Source organism: Frondihabitans sp. PhB161 (genome assembly GCF_003814635.1).
In the GTDB taxonomy this organism is placed as follows: domain Bacteria; phylum Actinomycetota; class Actinomycetes; order Actinomycetales; family Microbacteriaceae; genus Frondihabitans.
The window spans coordinates 1-24,099 of record NZ_RKQW01000005.1; the positions used below are offsets into that span (position 1 = coordinate 1).

The window sequence follows — 24,099 nt, forward strand, 5'->3', positions numbered from 1 at the left end:
ACAGGCTCGTGTCTCGATAACTAGTCTCGACCACTTTCATCGTGTCGCCCGTTTTCTAGGAGTTTCTGAGACACACTGGGGTCATGAGGCTTCTCGGCTACACCCGTGTCAGCACCCACAACCAGGACCCACAACTTCAGATCGATTCACTCCTCTCTCTCGGAGTCGAAAAACGAGACATCTTCTCCGACGTCACCTCGGGTCGGCGAAACGCTGCCGAGCGACCAGGGATGCAGCGCTTGCTCGAGCACGCGACCGCGGGTGACACCCTGGTGGTGTGGCGGATCGATCGTCTCGGGCGCTCCCTGTTGGACGTGTTGAACACGGTCACGGGGCTCCGGGAAAAAGGCATCCACGTCCAGTCGATCTCCGACGGGATCGACCCAGCCACCCCGACCGGCCGGTTGATGCTGAACATGCTCGCGACGCTCGCGGAATACGAACGCGAGCTCATCGTCGAACGCGTCCGCGCCGGCGTCACCGTCGCCCAAGAAGCGGGAACCCGGTTCGGGCGGCCCAAGAGTGACCCCGCCATCATTGGGCAAAAACTGGAAGTGGTGGCACGCGCCCGCGCTGAAGGCAAGTCGGCCGAGCAGGCCGCCTCCCTCGTCGGATGGAGCCGAGCCACCTTGTACCGGCACCAGAAAGCCTCCTCTCCCGTAGGTCTCTCGCCCACGTCCCGCACCGACATGGCCGAGTGAGGCCCTCGTGTCCTTTTGGGTCTCTCTCGCGACGCTGCTCGTCGGCGCTGTCACGGCCGGGTGGAACATTGCCCGGGACCGCAACGGGCTTGGCCGGTTGGAACGAGTCACCACGATCACGAGTCATCTGACACCTGGAACCAGGTCGTTCGCGATGATGCGCGACCTGCGAGACCGACTCGCCGTCCAGGTGGCACTCACGGCACAAGCCCCGGCGCACCGGGCCCGACACGTCATCGGGTGGGTGCTGCTCGTGATCGGGTTCGGGGTCGCCGCTGGATGGTTCACGTTCGGCGTCATCAAGCTCGGACCCAGCGCGTGGATCTACCCCGTCGTCTGGGCGCCCTACGTCGGCGGGATCGTCGTCGCCATTGCCGGGCAAAGCATCCTCGGCCTCCGGGAGCTCGCCATCACCGCCTGGAATGAAGCCCGCTTTACCGAATACGCAGTCGACAAGGACATCCTTCGAACCCCGTGACAGCCACGACCTTTTGTCCGGCTGGGACGTTCGTGGTCACCTTTCGGGGCGTTCTGCTCCCTCAGCACTGAGGGAGCAGAACGCGCGCCGGTTTGGTGTTCATCGACCACCCGTCTTGCAGAGCGGCCGGACAAGCCGGAACCGGCTAGTGCTGGAAGACAAGATCGGCGCCTTCCCGACAAGAATCATTCAACTCCCCCGCCCTGAACGCACCGCCGGACGGTCAGCATCGCGCGAGGATAGAACTATGGCGGAACCCACTCAGCTCCAGCTCGCCCACATCCACGCCGAGCGCGACGCCTTCGTCGCCCGCTGGCTCAAGGAGCGACCCAGCACCGACCTCCGCGAAGCGCTCACCGCCGCCTTCTCCGCGGGCGCCACCAGCGCCCTCATCCACACCGGCCCCTAGCATCTGCCGTCTGTCCCAAAACCCAGGATCGCAGCAAAACTCGACCTCGCGGTTTCGGCACATAGTTCCGAGACCCAGACGGCCCACTCCCCCACGGTCCACATGTGTCGCGTAAACGCAGCTCACAACCCTAGGGCGGTCTCAAGGGGTCGTTGCAACAGGGGGTTTTGGTGGCTCTGAGAGTAGCCGTTCCAGGGCTTGGGCAGGGGTGAGGCCTTTCAGGGTGCGGCGTGGGCGCTGGTTCAATTCCGTGGCGACTTCGAGTAGGCGTGCCGGGTCGTGAACGTTGAGGTTGGTCTTTTTCGGGAAGTACTGCCTCAGCAGACCATTGGTGTTCTCGTTGGATCCTCGCTGCCAGGGGCTGGCGGGGTCGCAGAAGTAGATCGACATGTCGGTCGCGAGGGTGACTTCTTTGTGTTTGGCCATCTCCGTGCCTTGATCCCAGGTCAGTGACCGTCGCAGGTGTGCTGGCAGGGTGCTGATCGTGTCGATGAGTCCATCGCGGACGTTCTCGGCGCTGTGGCCGTTGGGCAGGTGCACGAGCATGACGTAACGGCAGCTGCGTTCCACGAGTGTGCCGATCGCGGATCCCGACGCCGTCCCGATGATGAGATCCCCTTCCCAGTGCCCGGGAACGGCTCGATCTTTTGCTTCGGCGGGGCGTTGACTGATCATTATCTTGTCTCGAATCTTCCCCTTCGAGGTGAAGTGCATTCCGCGGGGTTTCCGCGCTGCGCGGCCGGTGCGGAGGTGTCTGTGCAGGTCAGCGCGCAGGTTGCCGCGGCCCTGAACGAAGAGGGACTGGTAGATCGTCTCGTGCGACACCTGCATCTCCTTCTGCCCCACGAACACTCGCCGGAGGTCGTCGCTGACCTGCTGCGGTGACCAATTCTTCACCAGTCGGGCCTCGACAACAGAGACCAGATCGGGGTTCTCGAGCTTGCCGGGCTTGGGCCGTTTGGCTCGGAGGTCGGAACGCTTTTGGGCGGCGTATGGCCGGTAAGCGCCCGTCTTCGGTCGCCCATTCCGGCGCAGCTCTCTCGAGATCGTAGACGGCGCCCGACCGAGCTCGCGAGCAATCGCTCGGACGCTGGCGCCTCCCAGACGCAGATCCGCGATCGTCAGACGGTCCTCCTGCCCCAGATACCTGCCCGATCGGGGTGTGTCAGGCACGGGAAATCTTCCGCCTGCAGCCTTGATCCACCGGTATCCCTGACGCCTGCCCACGCCGAAAGCTTCACACGCACCGCTGGCCGAGTTACCCTCCCGAATTAGCTCCCAAAATCGCGCCTGACGCGCTCTCCCAGCGTCTCTAGAAACCATCGGCAACACTCCACATCAGTAGGTGTTGCAACGACCCTTTGAGACCGCCCTAGGGATATGGGACGACGTTGCTGACATAGATAGAGCCGCCGCCTGGGACGCGGCCACTGGTTGTCGCTACGCTTCAAAAATGCGAGCCGAAGTCGCTATCGCCAACCCCAGGTTGAACGATGGAACCGTCGTTGATCTCCCTGACCGCGGGGTGGTCCTGATCGTCGGTCCCAACAACGCCGGCAAGAGTCAGTTCCTGCGAGACGTGGCCAAACTTGTCTCGAGCCCTGCGGAGACCGCAGTAGTGGTTGTTGGCGCCTGAATACAGCGAATTGGAGCCGCTGAAGACTTGAGGGCGACCCTCGAAGACGATCACTCGGTCATCCATGCCCAGGGTGGCGAGGCCTCTGTCGATCGGAGAACATCGACTTGGGGTCCCCGTTCTCCCGCTCCCGGGTGAGGGAATCTCCTCGCTCCAGCAACAGTATTTCTCTCGCCGGTCTTCGCTAACTCCCGCCTTAGTTCCGCCGCCGATGTCGATCACGTCGTAGTGGTCACTTGCGGGAGCTGTCGTCACTTGTCATGCGGGTCCCTGTCGCTCAGGTGCGGTGCAGAAACGTCCTAACGCGGTGCTGCGGTGGACGGACGTTGTGGTTTTCAGGTGAAGAGTCTGCTGTCGATGACAGTTCGCGGTTTCAGGTGCGGTCCCGGGTAGCAGAGGATGAGGCGGATCTGGTCCGGGTCGTGCCCTTCGACGAAGGTGACCCCGTCGGTGACGTGGCGATCGACGAAGTTGCCTCCCTGGGCGTTCCCACGAAGGAGTTGTTCGAACTGGTCGAGGGAGTCAGCCGTGTCCGCGGCCCACATGAGGTGGTGCGTGCCGACTCCGAGACTGGCATGCCGGGCCCGGTGGCCGGCACTGATGAGAAAAAGTTGAAACCCCATCGGCGACGCCAACAAAATGGCGTCAGCTTCTCGGACGGTGACCTTCCACCCCATGAGATCCCTGTAGAACTGCGCAGACCGTTCTACATTCCCCACGAAGAGAACACAGGAGGCGATTTCTGCGCGAGGGGTCATTTCTGGGGCTGGCCAATCTGTGTCCGAGATGCAGGGTCATTTTTTTATCGGTTGTTGCCGGGGCCCGCTCCAGGGCGTGAGGAGGGCGGCCGGGAGGGAGTTCAGTGCTGGTAGTGGCCGCGATAGTTTTCGAATACCCACCCGACGAGGGTGACCGCGACGACGGCGCCGCCGATGAAGCAGATCCAGAATCCGACGGCGAGGCCGAGGAAGCAGAGGGTGCAGCCTGCTGCGAGGGCGATGGGCCACCAGCTGTAGGGGTTGAAGAATCCGATTTCAGGGTCGCCGTCGTCGATTTCTGCGTCCAGTCGGTCTTCGGAGAGTTCTCCGGTTTGGGCGGCGTGGGAGCGGTTGAGATAGAAAGCCAGGAAGACGGCCATGATGGTGGCCAGCCCGAGGAAGACGGTGCCGGCCCATTCCACCTGTCCGTTGGAGATGAGGTTCCACGCCGTGTATGCGGCGGTGACGACGGCAAAGAATATGCCGATGATGGTGAAAATGTTGGCGTTGATTTTCATGCGTCTGCTGCTTTCAAGTGTTCTTCGGAATCGGGGACGTCTTTGATCGGTCCGATGCCTTTTTGGGGTCCGGCTTCGGGGTGGTTGAGGTCGAAGGCGGGCGATTCGGACCTGATGCGGGGGATGGTGGTGAAGTTGTGCCGCGGGGGTGGGCATGAGGTTGCCCATTCGAGGGAACGGCCATACCCCCAAGGGTCGTTGATTTCGACGCGGGGGGCTTTCCGGGCGGTGATGTAGACGTTGTAGAGGAACGGCAGCATCGAGATTCCGAGGAGCATGGCGCCGGTGGTGGAGAGTTGGTTCATCCACGTGAACCCGTCGGAGGGCTGGTAGGTGGCGTAGCGGCGGGGCATTCCGAGGACCCCGAGCCAGTGCTGGATGAGGAAGGTGGTGTGGAAGCCGATGAACAGCAGCCAGAAGTGGATCTTCCCGAGCCGCTCGTTGAGCATTTTCCCGGTCCACTTGGGCCACCAGAGGTAGAAGCCGGCGAACATGGCGAAGACGACGGTGCCGAAGACAACGTAGTGGAAGTGTGCGACGACGAAGTAGGAATCCGAGACGTGGAAGTCCAAAGGCGGTGAGGACAGGATCACCCCGGTGAGGCCGCCGAAGGTGAAAGTGATGAGGAACCCGATCGCCCACAGCATCGGGGTCTCGAAGGTGAGGGATCCCTTCCACAGAGTGCCCACCCAGTTGAAGATCTTCACCCCTGTCGGGACGGCGATCAGCATCGTCATCAGGGAGAAGAAGGGCAACAGCACGGATCCGGTGACGTACATGTGGTGCGCCCACACGGTGACGGAGAGGGCGGCGATGGCGATGGTGGCGTAGACGAGGGTTTTGTAGCCGAAGATCGGTTTGCGGCTGAAGATCGGGAGGGTTTCGGAGATGATGCCGAAGAACGGCAAGGCGATGATGTAGACCTCGGGGTGGCCGAAGAACCAGAACAGGTGTTGCCATAGCAGTGCGCCCCCGTTGGCGGGGTTGTAGATGTTTGCATCGAACACTCGGTCAAAACCCAACCCGAAAAGGCCCGCGGCGAGGACCGGGAAGGCCATCAGGATCAGGATCGACGTGATCAGGGTGGTCCAGGTGAATTGCGACATCCGGAACATGGTCATCCCGGGGGCGCGCATGGTGATGATGGTGGTGATGAAATTCACCGCGCCGAGGATGGTGGAGAAACCGGTCAGGGCGAGCCCGAACACCCAGAGGTTCCCGCCGAGTCCCGGCGTGAAGGTGGTGTCGGAGAGGGGTGCGTAGGCAAACCAGCCGAAGGAGGCGGCACCTTGCGGGGTGAGGAAGCCGCTCAGGACGACGATCGCCCCGAACAGGTACAGCCAATACGCGAAACCATTCAGCCGGGGGAACGCGACGTCGGGGGCCCCGATCTGTAACGGCATCAACGCGTTGGCGAACCCGGAGAACAACGGGGTGGCGAACAGCAGCAGCATGATCGTGCCGTGCATGGTGAACAGCTGGTTGTACTGCTCCTTTGTCGCCACTACCGACAGGCCCGGTTCGAAGAGTTGGGCGCGGATGACGAGGGCCATCACCCCGCCGATGAGGAACATCAGGAACGAGGTGATCAGATAGAGGGCACCGATCGTTTTGTGGTCGGTGGTCGTCACCCAGCGGACGACCACGTTTCCCTTCCGGCCGACTCGCGTCGTGACGAAACGGTTCTCTGTCGTGGCTGTGCTTGGCCGTGTCGCTTCGGTGGTCATGGCGTCAGCAATCGCAGGTGAGGCGTGGAGTGTGGCACGGCAGCTGCCCTTCGTTAGTGGCCTGGCTGATGGTGTGGGTGCAAATCCAGAAGCGACTCGGAGCAACGCTAGGGCCGCGACAAAAAGTGATCAAACAACCGCTCCTTGTCGCCGGTTAGGCGAGGATGGTCCAGGGGTTCTCGATGAGACCGGTGAGGGTGGCGAGGAACGAGGCAGCGAGGGCGCCGTCGATGAGACGGTGGTCGGCGGAGAGCGTGTAACGGAGACGATGCCGGGCCGTGATCGCACCGTCGTGCACGGCCGGTTCCGGGATGGCGCTTCCGATGGCGAGGATGGCGGCTTCGGGCGGATTGATAACGGCGGTGAAGTGTTCCACCCCGAACATTCCCAAGTTGCTGATGGTGAAGGTTCCGCCGCTCATCTGCTGGAGAGTGAGTCTTTTGTTGTGGGCGAGGTCCACGAGTTGCCGGGCCTCGGAAGCGAGTTGCGTGACGGTCTTTTGATCGGCGTCAGGGATGACGGGGACGACGAGTCCTCCGGTCGCAGCGACGGCGACACCGATATTGATCCGGCGGTGGACGAGCATGCTGGCGGAGTCATCGCCCATGGACACGTTGAGCTCCGGGTGCTGATGGAGAGCGAGCGCAACGGCACGGATCAGGAAGTCGTTGAGACTGACTTTCGGCCGACCCGCCTCCAGGAGACGCGCGTTCACGTCGCCTCGCAGTTGCACGAGGGGTTCGGCGTCGGCGACGGCCGTGACGTAGAAGTGCGGAATGGATTGTGCGCTGTCGCTGAGGCGTTTTGCGATGACGCGCCGCGTGGAAGACAGGGGTACCGGGTCGGAGTCGCGGATGTCGACGGTCGTTGCACGATCAACGGTTGAACGGTCAGTACCCGAAGCGCCCGAGACGTGTGTGTTCGCGGGTTCTTGCCTGGCCGGTGTCTTCGGCCGAGGGTCGTGCTCAAGCAGGGGTTCGAGGTCGTGGCGGATGATTCTGCCGCCCGGCCCCGTTCCGGTGACGTCAGAGAGGTCGAGGTGATGGTCGCGGGCAAGTTTCCTCGCGAGCGGCGACGCAAACGAGCGTGGCACTGTTGGGGTGGCTTCGACTAACGGGGTAGGGGTCGGCGTGCTGGCGGCTTTCTCCTGCCGCGTATCCGGCGTTGCAGTGTCGTCCTCGACAGGCCCGGCGGTTGTGGTGGGGCCGATGTCGGAGTCTTCCTGGCCGTCGTCGAGGATGGCGATGGGGGTGCCGATCGCGACGAGTTCGCCTTCGGTGACGAGGATCTCTGTGAGGGTGCCACTGTCGTAGGCCTCGTATTCCATGGTGGCTTTGTCGGTTTCGATCTCCACGAGGATGTCGCCCGCGTCGACGTGGTCGCCGGGGTGCTTGTGCCAGGCGGCGATCGCACCCTCTTCCATGGTGTCCGAGAGGCGGGGCATGGTGATCTGGATCATGACATCTCTTTCTGCGGACGCCGGTGGCCGACGGCATCGAGTGTCTGGTGGATGGCGCCGATGATGTCGTCCACCGATGGGAGGGCGGCGGATTCCAACGATTTCGCGTAGGGCAAGGGCACTTCGGCCATCGCGACCCGCCGGACGGGGGCGTCGAGATAATCGAACGCGCCGTCGGAGATGCTCGCCGCGACCTCCGCTCCGATCCCGTAGGTCAACCAGTCATCTTCGACGATGACTGCGGCATGTGTTTTCTTGACCGATGCGATGACGGTGTCCCGGTCCAGGGGGCGGAGGCTTCGAAGGTCGATGACTTCGATATCGAGCCCTTCCCGGTCGGCGAGGTCAGAGGCGACTTCGGCTGCGACGTGTGCCATCCGGGAGTAGCCGATGAGCGTGAGGTCCCTGCCTTTGCGTGTCACGGCCGCCTGTCCGATCTGGGCTGGCTCGTTGGTATCGGGGACGTCACCTTGTGTGTTGTAGAGGGCAAGATTTTCTAGGAACAGCACGGGGTCGTCGTCCCGGATTGCCGCCAAAAGCAATGCCTTTGCGTCAGCAGGTGTGCTGGGTGCGACGACTTTCATCCCGGGAACGAATGCGTAGTACAGCTCGACGTTCTGGGAGTGAGTGGCTCCGAGTTGCTGTCCCCCGCCTCCTGGGGTTCGGATGACGAGGGGAACACGGGCCTGCCCGCCGAACATGCCGTAGATCTTGGCGGCGTGATTGACGATTTGGTCCAGGGCCAGGAGTGAGAAGTTGATGGTCATAATCTCCACGACCGGGCGGAGGCCAAGCATGGCAGCTCCGATGGCGGCGCCAGTGAAGCCCTCTTCAGCGATCGGGGTGTCTCGGACTCGTCTTTCGCCAAACTCTTGCAGAAGACCAGCCGTGATCTTGTAAGAACCTTCGAAGATTCCGATCTCTTCGCCAAGAAGGAAGACATCTTTGTCTCGGAGCATTTCGTTGCGCAAGGTGTCGTGCAGTGCCTGCCGGTAGGTCATGAGTGTCACTTGGTCGCTCCTGATGTCAAGAACGGCTCCGCGGGAAAAAGGGGTTCCCCCGGGAGTCGGCGAGAGTCGTTGGGTACCGGGGTTGCGTAGGTGTAGTCGAACAACGTCGAAACGTCCGGGGTGGGACTTCGTTCGGCAAATTCGACGGCATCGACGACCTGCTTCAGAGCGTCGGAGTCAATCTGTTCGAGTGCTGACTGGTCGAGTTTCCCTTCCGCCAGCAGTCGGGCGGCGAAGGTGTGCACGGGGTCGTTCTCCGCCAACAGGGCCACTTCATCTGCAGATCGGTATTTGGCGGGGTCGACGACGGAGTGGCCGCGGAGTCGTTCCGTGACGACCTCAAGAAGGTACGGGTGGCCCTGCCGAGCGGTGTCGACGGCTCGTTTCGCAGCTTCGAAGACAGCTAGAGGGTCTAGGCCATCGACCCGCTCCGCGGCCATCTTGTAGGCCGCGGCTCGCTTATACAGCTCCGGCTCCGAGGACGATTTCTGCACGGTGGTTCCCATGCCGAGCCCGTTGTTGATGATGACGTAGACGATCGGGAGGTTCCACAGCGCGGCGATATTGAGCGACTCGTGGAACGCTCCGATGTTGGTGGTTCCGTCACCCATCGTGCACAACACCACTTCGGGGCCGCTGCGATAGTCGATAGCGAGGGCCGCACCTGTGGCCAGGGGGATTTGGCCACCCACGATGCCGTACCCGCCGAGAAGTCGTTGCGTGACGTCGAACATGTGCATGGATCCGCCCCAGCCTTTGGAGACTCCATCGACTCGCCCGAACAGTTCGGCCATCACTCGTCGCGGTTCGATACCCCGAGTGATGGCATAACCGTGCTCGCGATAATTCGTGAACAGGTAATCGCTGGGTTTGAGGGCTGCGAGGAGACCGACGACGGCGGCTTCTTCGCCAAGGTTCAGATGGCAGTAACCGCCGATCAACGCTTGGGTATACCCGCGAGCGGCCCGCTCCTCGAAGCGGCGGATCAAGACCATCTGCCGGTAGAACGCCACCTCCCGATCGACTCCATCGGCCAAGTCTGCCTCGCCCGGCACTGGCGGTATCAATGGGACGAGGCGCTTGCGCGAAGGCCTGGCTTTTTCGGTCATGAGTTGTCCCTCTGTGCGTCGGTCGCTTTTCTGGCGGAGGTCAGGCGATGGCCTGTGGTGGTGCGAGGAGGGTGCCGCGGATGACACTGCCGTGGAAGGTGCGGATGGCGACGGTGATCCACGCGGCGACGAGGCCGGCGTAGAAAACGCAGGCGAGGACCTGGACGGCGATCAGGCCGGTGTGGAGGGCCAGTCCGCTGAAACCGGTGACGCAGGTTCCGACGGGGAACGTGAACGACCACCAGGTGAGTGAGAACGGGAGTTTCTCCCGGGCGGTGCGGATCGTGATGAGAAGCGCGAGAGCGGTCCACATGAGGGCGAAGCCGAGCATCGGGACGCCGTAGATCATCCCGAAGGTGAGCAGCACATCCGCGATCGCGGGGCTGACGGCGAGGTGGGCGTTACCACCGAGGAGGTTCACGGCCGTGATCGACTGCCCGACGGGCCCGAGGACGATCCACAGGGTCGGGACCATGGCGGCGGGTCCGACTTTGTGTTGGGTGAGACGGGACCAGATGAGGGTGATCACGACGAGGGACGACACCAGCGCCAACCCGAACATGGCGTAGCACGCCCACAGCAGGGTTTCTCGGGGCTGACCGGCGGAAACGTAGGGGATCAGGAGGGCGCCGGTGGAGGCGGACACCATCGGGGGGACGATCGGCATCAGCCACCCCCCGAACGCACTGTCAGGTTTGGTTTCGTGCCGGGTGAAGGTCAGGTAGGGGACGGCGATCGCGGTAACGAGGCCCATCGCCGTCCCGAGCGACCACAGCACCCAGTCGATTCCGATGGCCGCCGGGAGGCCAATGACGTCTTTGCCGAGGAGGAGAGTGCCGGCGCCGACGGTGAGGAACGCCATCGCGGGGGCGCCATAGAAGTGGGAGATGACGGGATTCAGGTGGTGCTTTCTCGCGGCGTCGCGGTAAAACACCCAGTGCAGGACGGTCGCGACGGTGAGGGCCACCAGGACGACGCTGGCGATGGCCCAGACAACAGTGCCGAAAACCCGCAGGCCCGGGAACTGCAAGGGCAGGCTCGCGGCCGCGTTGGCGACGATGCCGGTGCCCATGATCGAGGCGAACCAGTTCGGGGTCAGGTTCGACACGATATGCCCGGGTCGTTCAAGTTCTCGGAAAAGCCGCCGTCCGGGGTGAGAGGTGGCGTGTGCGGCGGAGCGGCCTGCGGTGGTGGTCATGAGTGAAGCGTCCTCCCCTGGGAACCTCTTCCGCTACACCTACCTCGTTGTCAGATGACAACCAATGGTTGTGTCTAGTCGCGAAGGATAGCAAAGAACACCTCGGCCGCAGGCGGTAGCGGGGTTCCTGAGCGCCACAGGGCGGTAAAGGGACGATGCAGGGTGAGGCCCTCAATGGGGACCCGGCGGAGGATGCCTCGCATGATGTCGTCCTGCACAGTCGTGGCACTGAGGACGGCGGGGCCGAGACCGCTGGCGACGGCTGCGCGGATAGCGCTGGTGGTGGCAAGGATCGCTGCCGGCTCCGAGAGGGCGATCTCCGGGCGGGCGGTGCCGATGGCGGCCTCGAGGGTGCGCCGGGTCCCGGAACCGGCCTCTCGCGTCACGAGAGCTTCACTGGCAAGTTCCTCTGGTGTCAGTGGGCGCGCACGCCGAGCCCACGGGTGCGAGGGGGCGACCACGATGACGAGTTCATCGATGCGGATCGTCGCGGACGCGAGATCGGCGGGGATGTCCGGGGTTTCAATGAGCCCGACGGCGCTGTGGCCCTCCCGGATCTGGTCAATGACGAACGCACTGTTCCCGGAGGTGAGGCGCAGGGACGCGTCGCCGCCCGTACGGTGGCGGAACGCGGCCATCCACTGCGGAATGAATTGCTCCGAGATCGTCTGGCTCGCAGCGACGGTCAGCATGTTTGCGGCTTCCGGGCGGAGTGTTTTCACCGACAGCGCGAATTGGTGCATGGCAGCGAGGTACCCGGCTGACCATTCAGCGATCAACTGCCCACGACTGGAGAGGGTTGACCCTTTCCGGGTGCGGTCCACGAGAGAGAATCCGAGGGCTTCCTCTGCGGCACGGATGCGGGACGACGCGGCTTGCTGGGACATGTCGACCGTCGCTGCCGCTTTTTTGAACGTTCCGGTCTCACCGATGGCCTGGATGATCTGCAACGTCACCAGATCTGGAATCTCCTCACGCATGGCGCGCTCCCGTTCTCTTCGCTTCCGGCTGACAAGCCGAAGTTGTCAGTCCACAACGAGATGAGCGTAGCGAGTTTCACAGAGCTCCAGTCACACTTGCAACCGTTCGGCCCCTCGACGAAACGGAACAGTTCTATGACCAAGCGCGCTCTCATCACCGGTGTCACCGGGCAGGACGGCATGTACCTCAGCCGGCTGCTTCTGTCGAAGGGGTACGACGTCTACGGGCTCATCCGGGGGCAGAACAACCCCAAGCGGGAAATCATCGAGGCGTGGGCGCCCGAGGTGAAGATCCTCACCGGTGATCTGCTTGACCAGTCAAGCCTGCTTCGGGCGCTGAATGCGTCCAAACCTGACGAGGTCTACAACCTCGCCGCGATCTCCTTCGTGGCCTACTCGTGGGAAAACGCTCGCGTCACCAGCGAAGTCACCGGACTCGGCGTCCTGAATCTTCTGGAGGCGATTCGCCTTTATTCGGGCGCGGACATGACGAAGGTTCGGTACTACCAGGCATCGTCCTCGGAGATGTTCGGCCGCGTGCAGGAGGTCCCGCAGAAAGAGACCACCCTTCTCTGGCCGCGCTCCCCCTACGGTGTCTCGAAGGTCTTCGGCCACTACATGACGATCAACTACCGCGAGTCCTACGGCCTGCACGCCTCCTCCGGAATCCTCTTCAACCACGAGTCCCCACTGCGCGGACCGGAATTCGTAACCCGAAAAATCTCCATCGCGGTGGCCCGGATCGCTCTCGGTCTTCAAGACCGGCTGAGCCTGGGCAATCTCGATGCGAAACGCGACTGGGGGTACGCCGGCGACTACGTCGAACTGATGTGGCGCATGCTGCAACAAGACCTCGCCGACGATTACGTTGCCTCCACCGGGGAGGCCCACTCGATCCGCGAGTTCTTGGATATTGCTTTCGGTCACGTCGGCATCGACGACTGGGGCAAGCATGTGTACCAGGACCCGCAGTTCTTCCGCCCTGCCGAGGTCGACCTCCTCATCGGCGATTCCACAAAGGCGCGCAGAGTCCTCGGTTGGACACCAACCGTCGAATTCGAGCAGCTGGTCATCGACATGGTCGACGCCGACCTCGACCGAGAAAAAGCAGGGCAGCCCGTCGATACGGTCCCGGCAGGTATGTGACCTGCCCGGACAGGGCGCTCACAGGGCGGCAGCGTGTCGGAGGGCGTTCACTGCGCGCCGGTGCTTCTCCGCGACCCTGGTGGCGTTTGCAGGCGATGGGTGCGGCACCGCGAGGACGGGGACCACCCGTACGTCGTCCGCCAAGGTGAAGTACCGCATGACGCCCGTCAACGCGGGGGTTCCGAACGTGACGATCACCCGCAGCTCCGGGAGGGCCTCGAGCAACTGCGTGAGAGCGGGACGTGCTTGGTCAAGGTCGACCACACCCGGGGAGTGCGGTATTGCCCACGGGATCACGTTCCACCGGAGGTAATGATCCCGCCGAAGCCCCGATTCGACACGGGCAACACGAAACGCCCTCGCCGTCGGACCCGGGTTGTCTTCACTGCTGATCGCCGCCGCACCCTGCGCGATGGTCGAAGGCCCTGGGCTCTCCATCAACACCAAGACCCGGGACAGGTCCCCGCCAGAGTCCGTATCAAACCCCGGTACGAACCGTTCCGAGCCATCCGCCGGGTGGCGCCACTGCTCCGCCAGAAGGGACAACGACTGCAACCTGGGGGGAATCATGAAGAGAGTCTGCCCAGACATGCACCCTCGGACCGAATGGTGGCGCAACACGGCTACGAGCCAACAACGACAAGCAAAGGGAGGACATTCTGATGAGCACTGAATTCTGGGACGATTTCGCACGCGAAGCCTTGGTCGCGACCCCGACCGACGGCGGCAGGATCGGCATCAGCGGGACCGCATCACTACAGGTCGTTGCCGACCATCTTGCACAGGCCTTCCGTCGGATTGGAGTGATGCGCGTAAGTCAGAGCCCCGCCAACCAGGACAGCAGCACGCTGTCCGGGGGAATCAGCATCGTGTTCGGCACCGGGGTTCTTGAACCGGCCTCGAGGGCACGGTTCCACTGGACGCTGTGGGTGGAAACCACCTCCGAGCGCAGGCGCGACCGGAATGCCGGCACCAGCGAGGCGGCGCAGCACTACCGGGATATCGATGAACCCAAAAGTGCCGCGTCAGCGATTGTCGACATCCACGACCCGATCCGCCCGGTACGGGACTGGAACGACGCCTGTTCCGTGTAACCCAACCAGGGCTGGCGTTGGCTCGGCGGAATCCGCCCGCACTTGCCCAGCGCCTTGTGGGTCATGTCCGGCTGGCGGGCAGTTGTGCTGGCGTGGTGTCCTCGGCGATGTCGAGATTGTCCGAAGCGGGATCGTTCACGAGTCGCTGTCGGCGGCGGCTGACCAGGATCAGGAGCAGGCCGAGGATGGCCGCGAGGATGGCGACGTCCTCGTTGATCTTGAGTCCGGCGACATACAGTTCGGTCGGATCGTCGCGCATGTATTCCAGGATGGCTCGGGCGAAACCGTACCAGAGGAAGTAGAACCCGGTTGCTTGACCGCGATGCAACGACAGTCTGCGTTCGAGAACGAAGATCAGAAGGAGCGCGCCACCGATGTTCCAGATCATCTCGTAGAGGAACAGGGGTTGGAAGAGTGTGCCGTCTGGCACGCCTGGCGGGTAGGCAGGGCTCGCCGAACTGATCTGCAGACCCCAGGGCAGCGTCGTCGGGTTTCCGTACAGCTCCTGGTTGAAGTAGTTCCCGAACCGGCCGAAGGCTTGAGCAAGAAGCATCCCGGGTGCGAGGGCGTCGGCGAAGGTCAGAAAACGGACGCCGGAGCGCCGGCAGCCGAGGTAGGCGCCCAGAGTGCCGAAGAGGATGGACCCGAAGATCGCCAATCCGCCTTGCCACACGGCCGGGATGCTCCAGAGGTTATCGCCCGGGGCGAAGTAGTCGGTGGGGTGGGTGACGACGTGGTAGAGCCGCCCGCCGACGATCGCGATCGGGATTGCCCAGATGGCGATGTCGATGACTTTTCCCGAAGCGACACCGCGCCGCACGAGGCGTCTGTTCGTGACGAGAACGGCGATGACCATTCCGACAAGGAGGCAGAGGGCGTAGAAGTGCACGGTCAGCGGCCCCAGTTGGATGTAGCTGATCGGCGGTGACGGGATCCCTGCTGCGGTCACCATCTGGACCGCTGCCCTCGTTGCAGCAATCGATGCCCGGGCCTGATTGTCGTCTTTTCTCTCACGGGTGTGCCTGGAACGCCTCGACCAGAGCCGGGACGGTGGGAACGCCCGACAAACCTTGATCGGAGGAAAAGACGCGGCATGCGATCTGCGTCGTTCGCCCACCCGTGGGGAACGCGTCGACCCCGCCGATGAGGATGGTGGGCGATCCGGCGAACGGAACTGCGGCCGCCTCGGCGCTGGTGCGTAGGAGCCGTGCTGTCATGGACGCGTCGGCGCGCTGGAGCATAGCTGACGCCTGGTGGACGCGGGTCTCAGCGTCGACCCAGTTCGGGCACTGCTCTATGTGGAGGATCTCAACGCGCATGCTTCAGTATCCCTCCGCCAAGGCCCCACCCCGGATTCGCGGCTGCGGGCCGCAGGGCACCTGGTTCGTCGCGGGCGGCCGCTGCGGACAGTCAGGGGCGTGTGGAGGCGAGCAGCAGATCGGTTTTCGCGTCCCGGATTTCGACTCGGCTGATTTGATCGAGGGGAATCCCTGTGGCGGCAGTGATCCCTTTGGCGGTGGATCCTGCTGCGGTCCACGTAGCCGCTGTGGTCTTCGTGCCATTTTTCGCGGTCACGACGAGGTCAAAAGTTTTCGCCGGCGACGCCCATCGCGGCGAATAGGAGCAGTTCACATCGAGGCTGGTACCCCAGGGTTTGCCTAAAGCCACGAGGTCGGCGGTGATCGTGTGTGCGCGTGCGGACGTCATGGACGTGGGAGTCGCGGGCGCCGAGGTGACGCCGGCGTTGGGGAATGCTGTGGGATGGGGGCTGGCGATGAGGACACCGACCAGCAGCGCTGCCGCCGCGACGCCGGAGACTGTTGCAGCGAAACCGGCCCGGAGCAGTCGTCGCCGCTTCCTCATCGCCCGCGCAAGTCCCGGTCCGGGACCGCTACCGGCGGAGGGTGACTCGGAAGGTTCCGTGAGCGCGATCGCCGATGCGAGAGGGAGTCTTTTCAGTAACCCGGGAATACCGGCGATGTCGGACACGTCGGCTGCCCGTTCGGGGTGGTCGGCCAAGTACGTTTCATAAGCGAGCCGATCTTCGGGAGTGAGCGCGCCGAGCACGTACGCGGCGTCCCAGTGGCGAAGATCCTCGTCATCGGGGTTCATGGTGTGACTCCTCGTTCTTGAAGGGCGAGACGTAGTGCCCGCACCGCGTAATGAAGCCTGGATTTGATGGTGCCTTCGGGCACGCCGTATCGCGCGGCGAGTTCCTTGGTGGTCAGGCCAAGGTGATACGCGCCGATCAGTGTGAGTCGGTGCTCGTCGGTGAGGGTCTGGATTGCGTCTTCGAGTAGCCAATTCGTCAGGGCTTGTTCCGTGGTGTCGCGGACGGCGACGTCCGGGAGGTCTGAGGTGAGTTGCTCATGTCGGGCCCGGGAACTGCGGTGATCGTCCGCAACCAGATTCCGGGCCACGGTGAACAACCATCTCCGCGCCGGGAGGTCTCCTTGCTCAAGTACTTCCGGGTGTCGCCAGAGCCGGAAGAGGGCGTCCTGGACGATGTCCTCTGCAGTGGCGTTGTTCCCGGTGAGCCGGAGGACATAACGGTGCAGCGGCGCCGCATGGACGTCGAGAACGAACCGCAGCACGGCGTCGTGTTCATCGGTCATACCCGCCTCCTCTCTCTGATAACGCTGCGCACCCACCCGCAGTTCATTCGACGCAGACGGTTCTCCTCGACGGTGTTTGCTTTGCGGTGAACCTTCGTCGCTGCCGCGGAGTTGTGGAAGTGGAGGCCTTTCCTTTTTGGCCTCGAACGCCCCCACCGACCGAAGGACCATCCCCATGAGAACCGCAACTCGCCGCATCGTCGCAGCAAGCGTCACCACCGCCGCCCTCGTGACCCTCACCTTGGGTGGCGCCGCAGCCGCCCAAGCATCCAACCCCGGTCACAGCTGGCGCCACCACGACCACGACAGCAGCCCGGTGAGCGTCCGAATCCTCAGCCCGCACCAGGGCGACAGTGCGGGCATCGCCGGCGCCGGGTGGGTCGTTGACCTGTCCCTCACCTACAAGGCAGGCCTGAAAGCGGCCGGGTTCACCGGCCCGCAACTCACCGGACCGGCAGGCCACAACAACATCGCCCCGTTCCCCGGCACCTTCTCTCCTGGAAAGGACGACAAGCTTCCCGGCCTTGTCGTGCTGTCCTCCACCACCACGTCCACCGCCACCGGCTTCTCCGGCCCCGGTACGAACCTTGCCAACCTGTTCAACCTCACCGGTGTCACTAACCGACACGGAACTTCAGCAACCATCCAAGATGACTGGATCGTGGGCGCCCCCATCGCGGGAACCTCGACCACCACCTTGACTGTCGCCGTCGTCAAGGACATCAACAAAGACGGTGTCTACAACGACGCGCCCGCCGTCATCACCGACGCCAACCACGACGGCCAGGTCAATGCCGCCGACCTCACCGCACTCGGCCTTGCATCCCACATCGAGACGGTCACCTTCACCATCAACGGTGCCAGCTCCTGACAGCTGCGCCACACTCACCAGATGCCGACGCCACACCTTCACCGGCTGACACCGCTGGCGGACGCGTGGCGGCACCCCATCACGAGCCCAGGTGAATGGTTCGTCCCCGGATTCGATCCCTGGTCCGGGGGCGAACTTTCTCCCGTGCTCGTTCTGATGCAATCACCGGGACCGGCCACCCTCGCGCAAGGCGCTCACGCGATCTGCAGCGAAGACAACGCCGGCCCCACCGCGAAAGCGTTCCGCGCCGCCCGCATCCAATCGGGGCGCCCGGCAGAGCTACCTGCGCTGGAACAGCGTCCCCTCGGCACTGCCCCACCATCGACGACCACTGACCTGGAACAACCACGCCCCGCGCTTGTGCAACTGCTGGAAGAGCTCACCGGGCTCCGAGCGATCGTGACATTCGGCGGCCCCGCCTGGACCGGGGTCGGCCAGCAGTGCGAAGGTATCTGCTTTTTCATGACGTCATCTTCAGTCGTGTGGTTCTACCTCAGAAGCGCGCCGCAGCCAGGCGAGAACGGAACCTGCGCAAGCATGCCTTCGCGTCTCGGCAAGACAGCTTCCAGGGTCTGGGTTAGCGGGCGGTGATGATGATTCTTTTCCAGGAGTTGTTCACGTACCCCTTCGGGTTCCAGACATCTTCCGGGTCCGAGGGCTGGAGCGCCCCGGTGGAGTCCCAGGCGCGGACCACTACCTCGTGTGTGCCGGCAGTCAAGTACACGTCGGCGTGCCAGAACTGCCAGGTCCACTCGTTAGTCGGCTCTTCCAGCTGCGTCGACGTCCAGGTGGCTCCTGAGTCGATCGACACGTCAACTCGGCTGACCGCGCGGTCATCGCCCGCATACGCATACCCGTCCAGCCGGAACGTGCCGACGGGCACGTCAACAGTGTCGGGAAGGAAGAACGCAGAGTTGAGGGCGACGGAAGCGAGGGAGAGCCCATCGCCTGGGCCAGCCTTTTTCGGGTCGAATCCCGGTGGAAGGAGCCGATAGGCGGTCGCTTGGAAGTAGTTCGTCGAAGGCTCCGCCTCCAGGTGAATGCGGGTCACCCACTTGACGCTCCGAGCCCCGATGAACCCGGGCACCACAACCCGGACGGGTGCGCCGTGAATCGGAAGGAGCGGTTCGTTGTTCATCTCCCACGCCAAAAGCACCTCCCCGGAAAGGGCTTTGTGCAGCGGAATCGAACTGCCGTAGGACTGCGGTTCATCCGGAATTTGCGACACATCCGGCGCTTCGAAGACGACGTGGCGTGCCTCGGGGAGAACCTCCACGGAGGCGAGGACGTCGGCCAGGCGAACCCCGGTCCAAACGGCGGAGGACGTCGCTCCGGCACCCCACGGAGCTTCGCCTGGGATTTCAGCGACGGAGAACAGTCCCGACCGCAGATTCCCGGCGCACTGCAAGGTCGCGTCAATCGTCACGTGCTCGAAGCGGGACTGGAGGTCCGAAAGGCGGAGCACGATAGGTTGCCCGACCAGGCCGTCGATGGGAAGTTCCCACCCGACGGGATCAATAGTCGGGATCGCGCCATGGTTCCGGGAGTAGAACCGTGTCGTATCCGTGACCCGATCCACCCCGAGCTGGCGCGGGTCAGGTTCGGCGTTAAAAGGGTCGTGCTCGTGCACGATCTGATCCAACCGCTTCGACCACTCCACGATGGTGTCCCCTTCGCTGCTCGACCAGATCTTCGGGCAACTATGTCGTCGAACCCGGATGAGTCAGACGGTACTCCGACGCGGTCCCACGCCGTCGGCAAGCGACCGCCACGAGGAAACCCAGTCGATGTTGAACGCCGTGCGTTCTCCGGGTGCATACTGAGGGAGTCGTCAGACCCGGCAGTGGGGCTTGCCGGACCCAACCTCGACAGTCGTCGACAACAGTCCCTATCTCATACGGTCGTGCTCACGCGCGCCTGAGGTAGGGAACGAAATGACCACACCAGCTCACTCGGCCGTGATCGTCGTCGGACTGCAACCTGGATTCGCACCCGGCATCGTCCGGACCGCCGCCGAATTCGCGCACCGGTTTCACGCGTCCCTGCTGTGCGTCACTGTCGACGCGTCTCTGCTGTCTTTGGGTAAGCGCGCTGATGGGTCGGAGATGATCGAGCCGCTGGACCCGGACACGGCCGACAGCACACCCCGCGGCCTGTCCGATGACGAAACGGACACTGCTCGCACCATTGCCGGCGAGCACCGAGTTCCGGTCGATTTCCTTCTCCGGGCAGGGATGCCCGCCCGTGCGTTGGCGGCCGTCGCCGAGGATCACGACGCAGGCTTGATCATCGTCGGTACCCACTCGGGCCGGCAACGCATCGGGGAGTTCTTCAACGGCTCGGTCGCCGCCCGGCTGGCCCACCAACAACATCGTCCCGTCGTCGTGGTCCCCACGAATCCGGTCGGACTCGACGACCCGCTGCCCTGGGATGCTTCATGACTGGTCAGTTGATCCTCCTCCGTCACGGGCAGAGCACCGCGAACGCCGGGGGCACTTTCACCGGTCTGCTCGACGTCCCGCTCACCCCGGAGGGCGAGCGGCAAGCCGTCCGGGCGGCGGAGCTGCTCCGCGCGAACGGCATCACGCCGACGATCGTCGTCACCTCGACCCTGCAACGTGCGGTCCGGACAGCTGACCTCGTCACCCACGAGCTCCGAATGCCCCAGCAGGCAACGAAACGGTGGGAGTTGAACGAACGCAACTACGGGGCTCTCACCGGGCAGAGCAAGACGGCCGCTCGAGCAGCGCTGGGCGAGGTGGAGTTCACCCGCGTGCGCCGGTCCTTGACCGGGCGGCCACCGACAATGTCACTCCGGAACTGGTGGGCTCTTCGCCACACCCCGGCCCTCCGCGGGCTCCCAAGAAGAGCTGTTCGACGGACGGAATCGCTTGCCGACGTCGTGAAACGGGTTCGCCCGCTGTACGAGACCGACCTCCTGCCGGTGGTGCTGGGCGGGGCGACGGTGCTGGTTGTCGCGCACGGCAACTCCCTCCGGGCGCTATGCGCCTGCATCGATGACCTCACCGAAAAAGAAGTCGCAGATTTGAATCTGCCGACCGGGCAACCGTTGCGCTACCGGGTCGGTGAAGGCGACACGCTGCGCCCGCGTGGTGGCGAGTATCTGGACCGGACAGCAGACGACGCCGCAGCCCTGGTCGCGGCAGAAGGCGGAACATGACTACCCGAACGGACACCACCATGCCCGAGAACTCTCTTCCCGACGATCCGGATATCGACGTCGGCGACCCGCAAAAGACCATGCGGCCCGTGCACCTGCGCTGGCGGTATCTCGGTGTCGTCGCGCTCGGCGGCGCCCTCGGCACGGCCGCTCGCGACCTCCTCAGCTCCGCGTACCCGGCACACGACGGGGTCAGCTGGTCGATCTTCTGGATCAACGTCACAGGCGCCCTCCTACTCGGGGTGCTCCTGGAAGCGCTCGCGCACCGAGGCCCCGACGAAGGCCGCCGCCGCATCCTGCGGCTGCTGCTCGGGACGGGTGTCCTTGGCGGGTTCACCACCTACAGCACCCTCGCCACGACGACCGCCGGCCTGTTCCTCGCCGACCGGGGACTCGCCGCCGCCGGGTACGCCCTCTTGACCGTCCTTACCGGGGCGATAGCGACCGCGGTCGGTCTCACCATCGCCGGCTGGTTCAGGCCCCGCCCCACCCCAGGGAGTACCTCGTGAGCGGGCTTGCTGTTCTCGCCGTCGCCGCTGGGGGTGGGATTGGTGCTGCGTTGCGGTTCCTGCTGGATGGGAGCATCAACGCCGGCCGACAGTTCCGGCTCCCGGTCGGGACCCTGACGATCAACATCACCGGCTCCCTCCTCCTCGGGCTCATCACCGGCGCGGCCCTACACCTCGGGGAGTTTCCCGTGGCGGTCCTGGGGACCGGGGTGATGGGTGGATACACCACGTTCAGCACCGCCAGCTTCGAAACGGTCCGCCTCGCCCGCGGCGGCCGCATCACCGCCGCGACCGTCAACGGTCTCGGGATGCTCGTCGTCTCCGTCGCCGCAGCGACCGCCGGCATTCTCCTCGGCACCCACCTTTGATCTACGACAGGACCCTGACCATGCACTTCGACGTCACCATCGAGATACCCCGCGGCAGCGGCAACAAATACGAAGTCGACCACAGCACCGGACGCATCCGGCTGGACCGGGCCGTGTTCACCAGCATGGTGTTCCCCCAGGACTATGGCTCGCTCGACGACACCCTCGGCGAAGACGGCGACCCCCTGGACGCCCTCGTGCTCCTGCCGCGCCCGACATTCCCTGGAGTCGTCGTCGACGTCCGCCCGCTCGGGATGCTCCGCATGGTCGACGAGAACGGCGGCGACGACAAGATCCTCACCGTCCCGAACGGCGACCCCCGCTTCGACCACCTCCGCGACATCACCGACGTCCCCGACGCGACGCTGACGGAGATCGAGCACTTCTTCTCCCATTACAAGGAGATCGAACACGGCAAGCACGTCACCACCAACGGGTGGGCTCCACGTACCGACGCCGAAGCAGTCATCCGCACGGCACAACAGCAGGCCACCCTGCACCCGTGACCGTCACCCCCACCGCCCCACACCCCTGGGGCTGCCCGCAGTACTCCTCGAATGGATTCCGGCCATGAACGACTACATCAGCAACCTGCACCACTCCCACCGTCAAGGCGAATACGTCACCCTCACCTCCCACCCGGCCTCGATCGCCCAGGTGCGGGGCAGCCGCATCCTCGACTCCCGCGGCTACCCGACAATCCGGGTGCACCTGGGACTGACCGACGGCACACACGTCACCGGCGACGCCCCCGCGGGCGCCTCCACCGGCGCGCACGAAGCCCAAGAACTCCGAGACGGCGGCGCCCCCTACGGCGGCCGCGACGTCACCCACGCCCTGAACCTCCTCGACACAGAGATCCAGCCCATGATCACCGGTCGGTCCTGGGACTCAATCAGCCACGTCGACCGCGCCCTGGCAGAGCTGGACGGCACTGCTGGGTATGGGCGGCTCGGAGCGAACACGGTTGTCGCGACGTCCATCGCCATGGCGCGGGCGTTCGCCGCAGCAGCCCAGCTGCCGCTGTGGCAGTGGATCGCGGACGCCACACGGAGCACGCCACGGCTTCCCGTGCCGCACTTCAACGTCCTCAACGGTGGCGCGCACGCCGCGAACGCCTTGGACTTCCAAGAGTTCATGATCGCGCCCGTGAACGCCGCCACCATCACCGACGCCGTCCGCATCGGAACAGACGTCTACCACGCCCTCGCGGGCCTCGTCCGGGACCGGTTCGGGTCGCTCGGCCTCGGCGACGAAGGCGGCTTCGCCCCCTCGATCGGAGCCCCCGAAGAAGCCCTCGACCTCCTCGTCACCGCGATCCAGCGGGCCGGCTACGAGCCCGGCGCCGATGCACTCGCAATCGCCCTTGACCCGGCCGCGAACGAATTTGCCACCGGTGGCGGTAACTACCGGATCGCCGATCGCACTCTCGACCGGGCCGGGATGGTGGCGTACTACGAGCGCCTTGTCGGCTCGTATCCGATCAGGAGCATTGAGGACGGCTTCTCCGAAGACGACCACGACGGGTGGAGAGCGATGTTCACCAGCCTCGGCGACAGCATTCAGATCGTCGGCGACGACCTCTACGTCACCGACCCGGCCCGCATCCAAGCCGGCGGCGAAGAGGGACTCTCCAACGCGGCCCTGATCAAACCCAACCAGATCGGCACCGTCTCCCAGACGTTCGACGCCATCGCTGCCGCCCGCACCGCGGGTATGCAGAGCATGGTGTCGCACCGGTCCGGAGAGACAACCGACACGTTCATCGCCGACCTCGTCGTCGGCACCGGAACCGGGCAGATCAAATCCGGAGCCCCCGCCCGCGGAGAACGCGTCGCCAAGTACAACAGGCTCACCGAGATCAGCGACCTCCACCCCGACCTGCCCTACGGCCTGGTCGACTGAGCCCACAGGCGTTCCGGGCGGTTTTGAGCGACCAACCCGGACCGGCACACGCCCAGCGTGTGCAGCAAAGCGGCCAGTTTCCTTAGTCGGTTGGCCGGACGGGCGGGTGCCACCCCTTCCACAAGAGGTGGCACCCGTTCCACGCGAGTCCTCGAGCGGCCACGCCTATTTCGGTGTGTCCAAACCCACGCGCTGTGGAAGCAGCCAGCTGTCTGTCGGCTTGGGCCAGAAGTTCGTCAACCGTTAGGTGCGACACGAGTTCTACCCCAGGAAATGTTGCTTTGGGGCATATCTCAAAGCAACACTCGTGAGGGGTCGGGTAGGACGAAGCCCGCTTATCGCCCCGTCGACAAAGCCATCACCCCGAGTAAACGCTCATTGGCCGAGCAAGCGAGTAGCGCGCACGAGCTCGCACCGGCTGTGGACG

28 protein-coding genes are annotated in these 24,099 nt (G+C 64.2%); 12 read left to right on the top strand and 16 right to left on the bottom strand.

Annotated elements, in window-relative coordinates; genetic code table 11:
- The first annotated feature begins 83 nt into the window (after positions 1-83).
- The 3 genes from EDF39_RS16700 to EDF39_RS17565 all read left to right on the top strand — a co-directional run bounded on the left by EDF39_RS16700 (position 84) and on the right by EDF39_RS17565 (position 1,588).
- Positions 84-701 carry a recombinase family protein gene (locus EDF39_RS16700; protein WP_123944927.1) on the top strand — a complete coding sequence of 206 codons (618 nt, stop codon included), beginning with the start codon at positions 84-86 and terminating at the stop codon, positions 699-701.
- 7 nt (positions 702-708) lie between these two features.
- The gene (locus EDF39_RS16705) at positions 709-1,179 is read left to right on the top strand and encodes a hypothetical protein (RefSeq protein ID WP_123944928.1); all 471 of its coding nucleotides are present in this window, start codon (positions 709-711) and stop codon (positions 1,177-1,179) included.
- Positions 1,180-1,426: 247 nt separating this feature from the next.
- Positions 1,427-1,588, top strand: a complete 162-nt coding sequence (locus EDF39_RS17565) for a hypothetical protein (RefSeq protein WP_158613253.1) — start codon at positions 1,427-1,429, stop codon at positions 1,586-1,588.
- Between the two features lie 141 nt (positions 1,589-1,729).
- On the opposite strand, the gene EDF39_RS16710 is transcribed toward EDF39_RS17565, so the two are convergent.
- The 10 genes from EDF39_RS16710 to EDF39_RS16755 all read right to left on the bottom strand — a co-directional run bounded on the left by EDF39_RS16710 (position 1,730) and on the right by EDF39_RS16755 (position 11,983).
- On the bottom strand, positions 1,730-2,911 hold the full coding sequence (locus tag EDF39_RS16710) for an IS30 family transposase (RefSeq protein WP_233573198.1): 1,182 nt from the start codon (positions 2,909-2,911) through the stop codon (positions 1,730-1,732).
- A 124-nt stretch (positions 2,912-3,035) separates the two neighbouring features.
- Positions 3,036-3,278, bottom strand: a complete 243-nt coding sequence (locus EDF39_RS16715) for a hypothetical protein (protein ID WP_123944932.1) — start codon at positions 3,276-3,278, stop codon at positions 3,036-3,038.
- Between the two features lie 281 nt (positions 3,279-3,559).
- The gene (locus tag EDF39_RS16720) at positions 3,560-3,982 is read right to left on the bottom strand and encodes a VOC family protein (RefSeq protein ID WP_123944934.1); all 423 of its coding nucleotides are present in this window, start codon (positions 3,980-3,982) and stop codon (positions 3,560-3,562) included.
- A gap of 101 nt (positions 3,983-4,083) precedes the next feature.
- Positions 4,084-4,500, bottom strand: coding sequence for a cytochrome c oxidase subunit 4 (locus EDF39_RS16725; protein ID WP_123944936.1), 417 nt, complete (start codon positions 4,498-4,500; stop codon positions 4,084-4,086).
- Positions 4,497-6,227 (bottom strand): cytochrome c oxidase subunit I, encoded by a 1,731-nt coding sequence (ctaD, locus tag EDF39_RS16730; protein ID WP_123944938.1) that lies wholly within the window; start codon positions 6,225-6,227, stop codon positions 4,497-4,499. The genes EDF39_RS16725 and ctaD overlap by 4 nt, the downstream gene beginning before the upstream one ends.
- A 154-nt stretch (positions 6,228-6,381) precedes the next feature.
- Positions 6,382-7,686 carry a dihydrolipoamide acetyltransferase family protein gene (locus tag EDF39_RS16735; RefSeq protein ID WP_199726247.1) on the bottom strand — a complete coding sequence of 435 codons (1,305 nt, stop codon included), beginning with the start codon at positions 7,684-7,686 and terminating at the stop codon, positions 6,382-6,384.
- Positions 7,683-8,687, bottom strand: a complete 1,005-nt coding sequence (locus EDF39_RS16740; protein WP_370275203.1) for an alpha-ketoacid dehydrogenase subunit beta — start codon at positions 8,685-8,687, stop codon at positions 7,683-7,685. Before EDF39_RS16740 ends, EDF39_RS16735 begins: the two co-directional genes overlap by 4 nt.
- A 5-nt stretch (positions 8,688-8,692) precedes the next feature.
- Positions 8,693-9,805 carry a pyruvate dehydrogenase (acetyl-transferring) E1 component subunit alpha gene (gene pdhA, locus EDF39_RS16745; protein ID WP_123944942.1) on the bottom strand — a complete coding sequence of 371 codons (1,113 nt, stop codon included), beginning with the start codon at positions 9,803-9,805 and terminating at the stop codon, positions 8,693-8,695.
- Between the two features lie 40 nt (positions 9,806-9,845).
- Positions 9,846-11,003, bottom strand: a complete 1,158-nt coding sequence (locus EDF39_RS16750; protein ID WP_123944944.1) for a TDT family transporter — start codon at positions 11,001-11,003, stop codon at positions 9,846-9,848.
- A 74-nt stretch (positions 11,004-11,077) separates the two neighbouring features.
- Positions 11,078-11,983: a LysR family transcriptional regulator gene (locus tag EDF39_RS16755; RefSeq protein ID WP_123944946.1), complete on the bottom strand. Its 906-nt coding sequence runs from the start codon at positions 11,981-11,983 to the stop codon at positions 11,078-11,080.
- Positions 11,984-12,118: 135 nt separating this feature from the next.
- Between EDF39_RS16755 and EDF39_RS16760 the strand changes: the two genes are divergently transcribed.
- Positions 12,119-13,129 carry a GDP-mannose 4,6-dehydratase gene (locus EDF39_RS16760; protein ID WP_123944948.1) on the top strand — a complete coding sequence of 337 codons (1,011 nt, stop codon included), beginning with the start codon at positions 12,119-12,121 and terminating at the stop codon, positions 13,127-13,129.
- An 18-nt stretch (positions 13,130-13,147) separates the two neighbouring features.
- On the opposite strand, the gene EDF39_RS16765 is transcribed toward EDF39_RS16760, so the two are convergent.
- Positions 13,148-13,699, bottom strand: coding sequence for a uracil-DNA glycosylase family protein (locus EDF39_RS16765; protein ID WP_233573197.1), 552 nt, complete (start codon positions 13,697-13,699; stop codon positions 13,148-13,150).
- Between the two features lie 92 nt (positions 13,700-13,791).
- Between EDF39_RS16765 and EDF39_RS16770 the strand changes: the two genes are divergently transcribed.
- Positions 13,792-14,223 (top strand): hypothetical protein, encoded by a 432-nt coding sequence (locus tag EDF39_RS16770; RefSeq protein ID WP_123944952.1) that lies wholly within the window; start codon positions 13,792-13,794, stop codon positions 14,221-14,223.
- Positions 14,224-14,284: 61 nt separating this feature from the next.
- On the opposite strand, the gene lgt is transcribed toward EDF39_RS16770, so the two are convergent.
- The 4 genes from lgt to EDF39_RS16790 form a co-directional block, all read right to left on the bottom strand.
- Complete coding sequence (gene lgt / locus EDF39_RS16775; RefSeq protein ID WP_123944954.1) at positions 14,285-15,175, bottom strand: prolipoprotein diacylglyceryl transferase; 891 nt, start codon at positions 15,173-15,175, stop codon at positions 14,285-14,287.
- Between the two features lie 58 nt (positions 15,176-15,233).
- Positions 15,234-15,542: a hypothetical protein gene (locus EDF39_RS16780; RefSeq protein ID WP_123944956.1), complete on the bottom strand. Its 309-nt coding sequence runs from the start codon at positions 15,540-15,542 to the stop codon at positions 15,234-15,236.
- Between the two features lie 91 nt (positions 15,543-15,633).
- Positions 15,634-16,335, bottom strand: coding sequence for a hypothetical protein (locus tag EDF39_RS16785; protein ID WP_123944958.1), 702 nt, complete (start codon positions 16,333-16,335; stop codon positions 15,634-15,636).
- The gene (locus EDF39_RS16790) at positions 16,332-16,838 is read right to left on the bottom strand and encodes a sigma-70 family RNA polymerase sigma factor (protein ID WP_123944960.1); all 507 of its coding nucleotides are present in this window, start codon (positions 16,836-16,838) and stop codon (positions 16,332-16,334) included. The genes EDF39_RS16785 and EDF39_RS16790 overlap by 4 nt, the downstream gene beginning before the upstream one ends.
- Positions 16,839-17,013: 175 nt before the next feature.
- Here EDF39_RS16790 and EDF39_RS17810 point away from each other — a divergent pair, with 175 nt between their 5' ends.
- Entirely contained in the window at positions 17,014-17,709 is a 696-nt protein-coding gene (locus EDF39_RS17810; protein WP_123944962.1) for a hypothetical protein, read from the top strand.
- Positions 17,710-18,286: 577 nt separating this feature from the next.
- On the opposite strand, the gene EDF39_RS16800 is transcribed toward EDF39_RS17810, so the two are convergent.
- Positions 18,287-19,369, bottom strand: coding sequence for a sulfite oxidase (locus EDF39_RS16800; RefSeq protein WP_199726246.1), 1,083 nt, complete (start codon positions 19,367-19,369; stop codon positions 18,287-18,289).
- 274 nt (positions 19,370-19,643) lie between these two features.
- Between EDF39_RS16800 and EDF39_RS16805 the strand changes: the two genes are divergently transcribed.
- The 6 genes from EDF39_RS16805 (at position 19,644) to eno (ending at position 23,672) form a co-directional block, all read left to right on the top strand.
- Positions 19,644-20,150: a universal stress protein gene (locus EDF39_RS16805; protein ID WP_123944966.1), complete on the top strand. Its 507-nt coding sequence runs from the start codon at positions 19,644-19,646 to the stop codon at positions 20,148-20,150.
- Positions 20,147-20,890, top strand: a complete 744-nt coding sequence (locus EDF39_RS16810; RefSeq protein WP_123944968.1) for a 2,3-diphosphoglycerate-dependent phosphoglycerate mutase — start codon at positions 20,147-20,149, stop codon at positions 20,888-20,890. Before EDF39_RS16805 ends, EDF39_RS16810 begins: the two co-directional genes overlap by 4 nt.
- Positions 20,887-21,399 carry a CrcB family protein gene (locus tag EDF39_RS16815; protein ID WP_123944970.1) on the top strand — a complete coding sequence of 171 codons (513 nt, stop codon included), beginning with the start codon at positions 20,887-20,889 and terminating at the stop codon, positions 21,397-21,399. Before EDF39_RS16810 ends, EDF39_RS16815 begins: the two co-directional genes overlap by 4 nt.
- The gene (locus tag EDF39_RS16820; RefSeq protein WP_123944972.1) at positions 21,396-21,767 is read left to right on the top strand and encodes a CrcB family protein; all 372 of its coding nucleotides are present in this window, start codon (positions 21,396-21,398) and stop codon (positions 21,765-21,767) included. The genes EDF39_RS16815 and EDF39_RS16820 overlap by 4 nt, the downstream gene beginning before the upstream one ends.
- A gap of 20 nt (positions 21,768-21,787) precedes the next feature.
- The gene (locus EDF39_RS16825; protein ID WP_123944974.1) at positions 21,788-22,273 is read left to right on the top strand and encodes an inorganic diphosphatase; all 486 of its coding nucleotides are present in this window, start codon (positions 21,788-21,790) and stop codon (positions 22,271-22,273) included.
- Between the two features lie 64 nt (positions 22,274-22,337).
- Positions 22,338-23,672 (top strand): phosphopyruvate hydratase, encoded by a 1,335-nt coding sequence (gene eno, locus EDF39_RS16830; RefSeq protein ID WP_123944976.1) that lies wholly within the window; start codon positions 22,338-22,340, stop codon positions 23,670-23,672.
- The last annotated feature ends 427 nt before the right edge of the window (positions 23,673-24,099 follow it).

Coding starts and splice junctions, on each gene's coding strand:
- EDF39_RS16810 (WP_123944968.1), top strand. CDS start 20,147: ATGACTGGTCAGTTGATCCTCCTCCGTCACGGGCAGAGCACCGCGAAC.
- EDF39_RS16825 (WP_123944974.1), top strand. CDS start 21,788: ATGCACTTCGACGTCACCATCGAGATACCCCGCGGCAGCGGCAACAAA.
- EDF39_RS16735 (WP_199726247.1), bottom strand. CDS start 7,686: ATGATCCAGATCACCATGCCCCGCCTCTCGGACACCATGGAAGAGGGT.
- EDF39_RS16785 (WP_123944958.1), bottom strand. CDS start 16,335: ATGAACCCCGATGACGAGGATCTTCGCCACTGGGACGCCGCGTACGTG.
- lgt (WP_123944954.1), bottom strand. CDS start 15,175: ATGGTGACCGCAGCAGGGATCCCGTCACCGCCGATCAGCTACATCCAA.
- eno (WP_123944976.1), top strand. CDS start 22,338: ATGAACGACTACATCAGCAACCTGCACCACTCCCACCGTCAAGGCGAA.
- EDF39_RS17810 (WP_123944962.1), top strand. CDS start 17,014: ATGAGAACCGCAACTCGCCGCATCGTCGCAGCAAGCGTCACCACCGCC.
- EDF39_RS16755 (WP_123944946.1), bottom strand. CDS start 11,983: ATGCGTGAGGAGATTCCAGATCTGGTGACGTTGCAGATCATCCAGGCC.
- EDF39_RS16720 (WP_123944934.1), bottom strand. CDS start 3,982: ATGACCCCTCGCGCAGAAATCGCCTCCTGTGTTCTCTTCGTGGGGAAT.
- EDF39_RS16790 (WP_123944960.1), bottom strand. CDS start 16,838: ATGACCGATGAACACGACGCCGTGCTGCGGTTCGTTCTCGACGTCCAT.
- EDF39_RS16750 (WP_123944944.1), bottom strand. CDS start 11,003: ATGACCACCACCGCAGGCCGCTCCGCCGCACACGCCACCTCTCACCCC.
- EDF39_RS16760 (WP_123944948.1), top strand. CDS start 12,119: ATGACCAAGCGCGCTCTCATCACCGGTGTCACCGGGCAGGACGGCATG.
- EDF39_RS16700 (WP_123944927.1), top strand. CDS start 84: ATGAGGCTTCTCGGCTACACCCGTGTCAGCACCCACAACCAGGACCCA.
- EDF39_RS16725 (WP_123944936.1), bottom strand. CDS start 4,500: ATGAAAATCAACGCCAACATTTTCACCATCATCGGCATATTCTTTGCC.
- EDF39_RS16740 (WP_370275203.1), bottom strand. CDS start 8,687: ATGACCTACCGGCAGGCACTGCACGACACCTTGCGCAACGAAATGCTC.
- EDF39_RS17565 (WP_158613253.1), top strand. CDS start 1,427: ATGGCGGAACCCACTCAGCTCCAGCTCGCCCACATCCACGCCGAGCGC.
- EDF39_RS16765 (WP_233573197.1), bottom strand. CDS start 13,699: ATGATTCCCCCCAGGTTGCAGTCGTTGTCCCTTCTGGCGGAGCAGTGG.
- EDF39_RS16710 (WP_233573198.1), bottom strand. CDS start 2,911: ATGGTTTCTAGAGACGCTGGGAGAGCGCGTCAGGCGCGATTTTGGGAG.
- ctaD (WP_123944938.1), bottom strand. CDS start 6,227: ATGACCACCGAAGCGACACGGCCAAGCACAGCCACGACAGAGAACCGT.
- EDF39_RS16815 (WP_123944970.1), top strand. CDS start 20,887: ATGACTACCCGAACGGACACCACCATGCCCGAGAACTCTCTTCCCGAC.
- EDF39_RS16805 (WP_123944966.1), top strand. CDS start 19,644: ATGACCACACCAGCTCACTCGGCCGTGATCGTCGTCGGACTGCAACCT.
- pdhA (WP_123944942.1), bottom strand. CDS start 9,805: ATGACCGAAAAAGCCAGGCCTTCGCGCAAGCGCCTCGTCCCATTGATA.
- EDF39_RS16770 (WP_123944952.1), top strand. CDS start 13,792: ATGAGCACTGAATTCTGGGACGATTTCGCACGCGAAGCCTTGGTCGCG.
- EDF39_RS16780 (WP_123944956.1), bottom strand. CDS start 15,542: ATGCGCGTTGAGATCCTCCACATAGAGCAGTGCCCGAACTGGGTCGAC.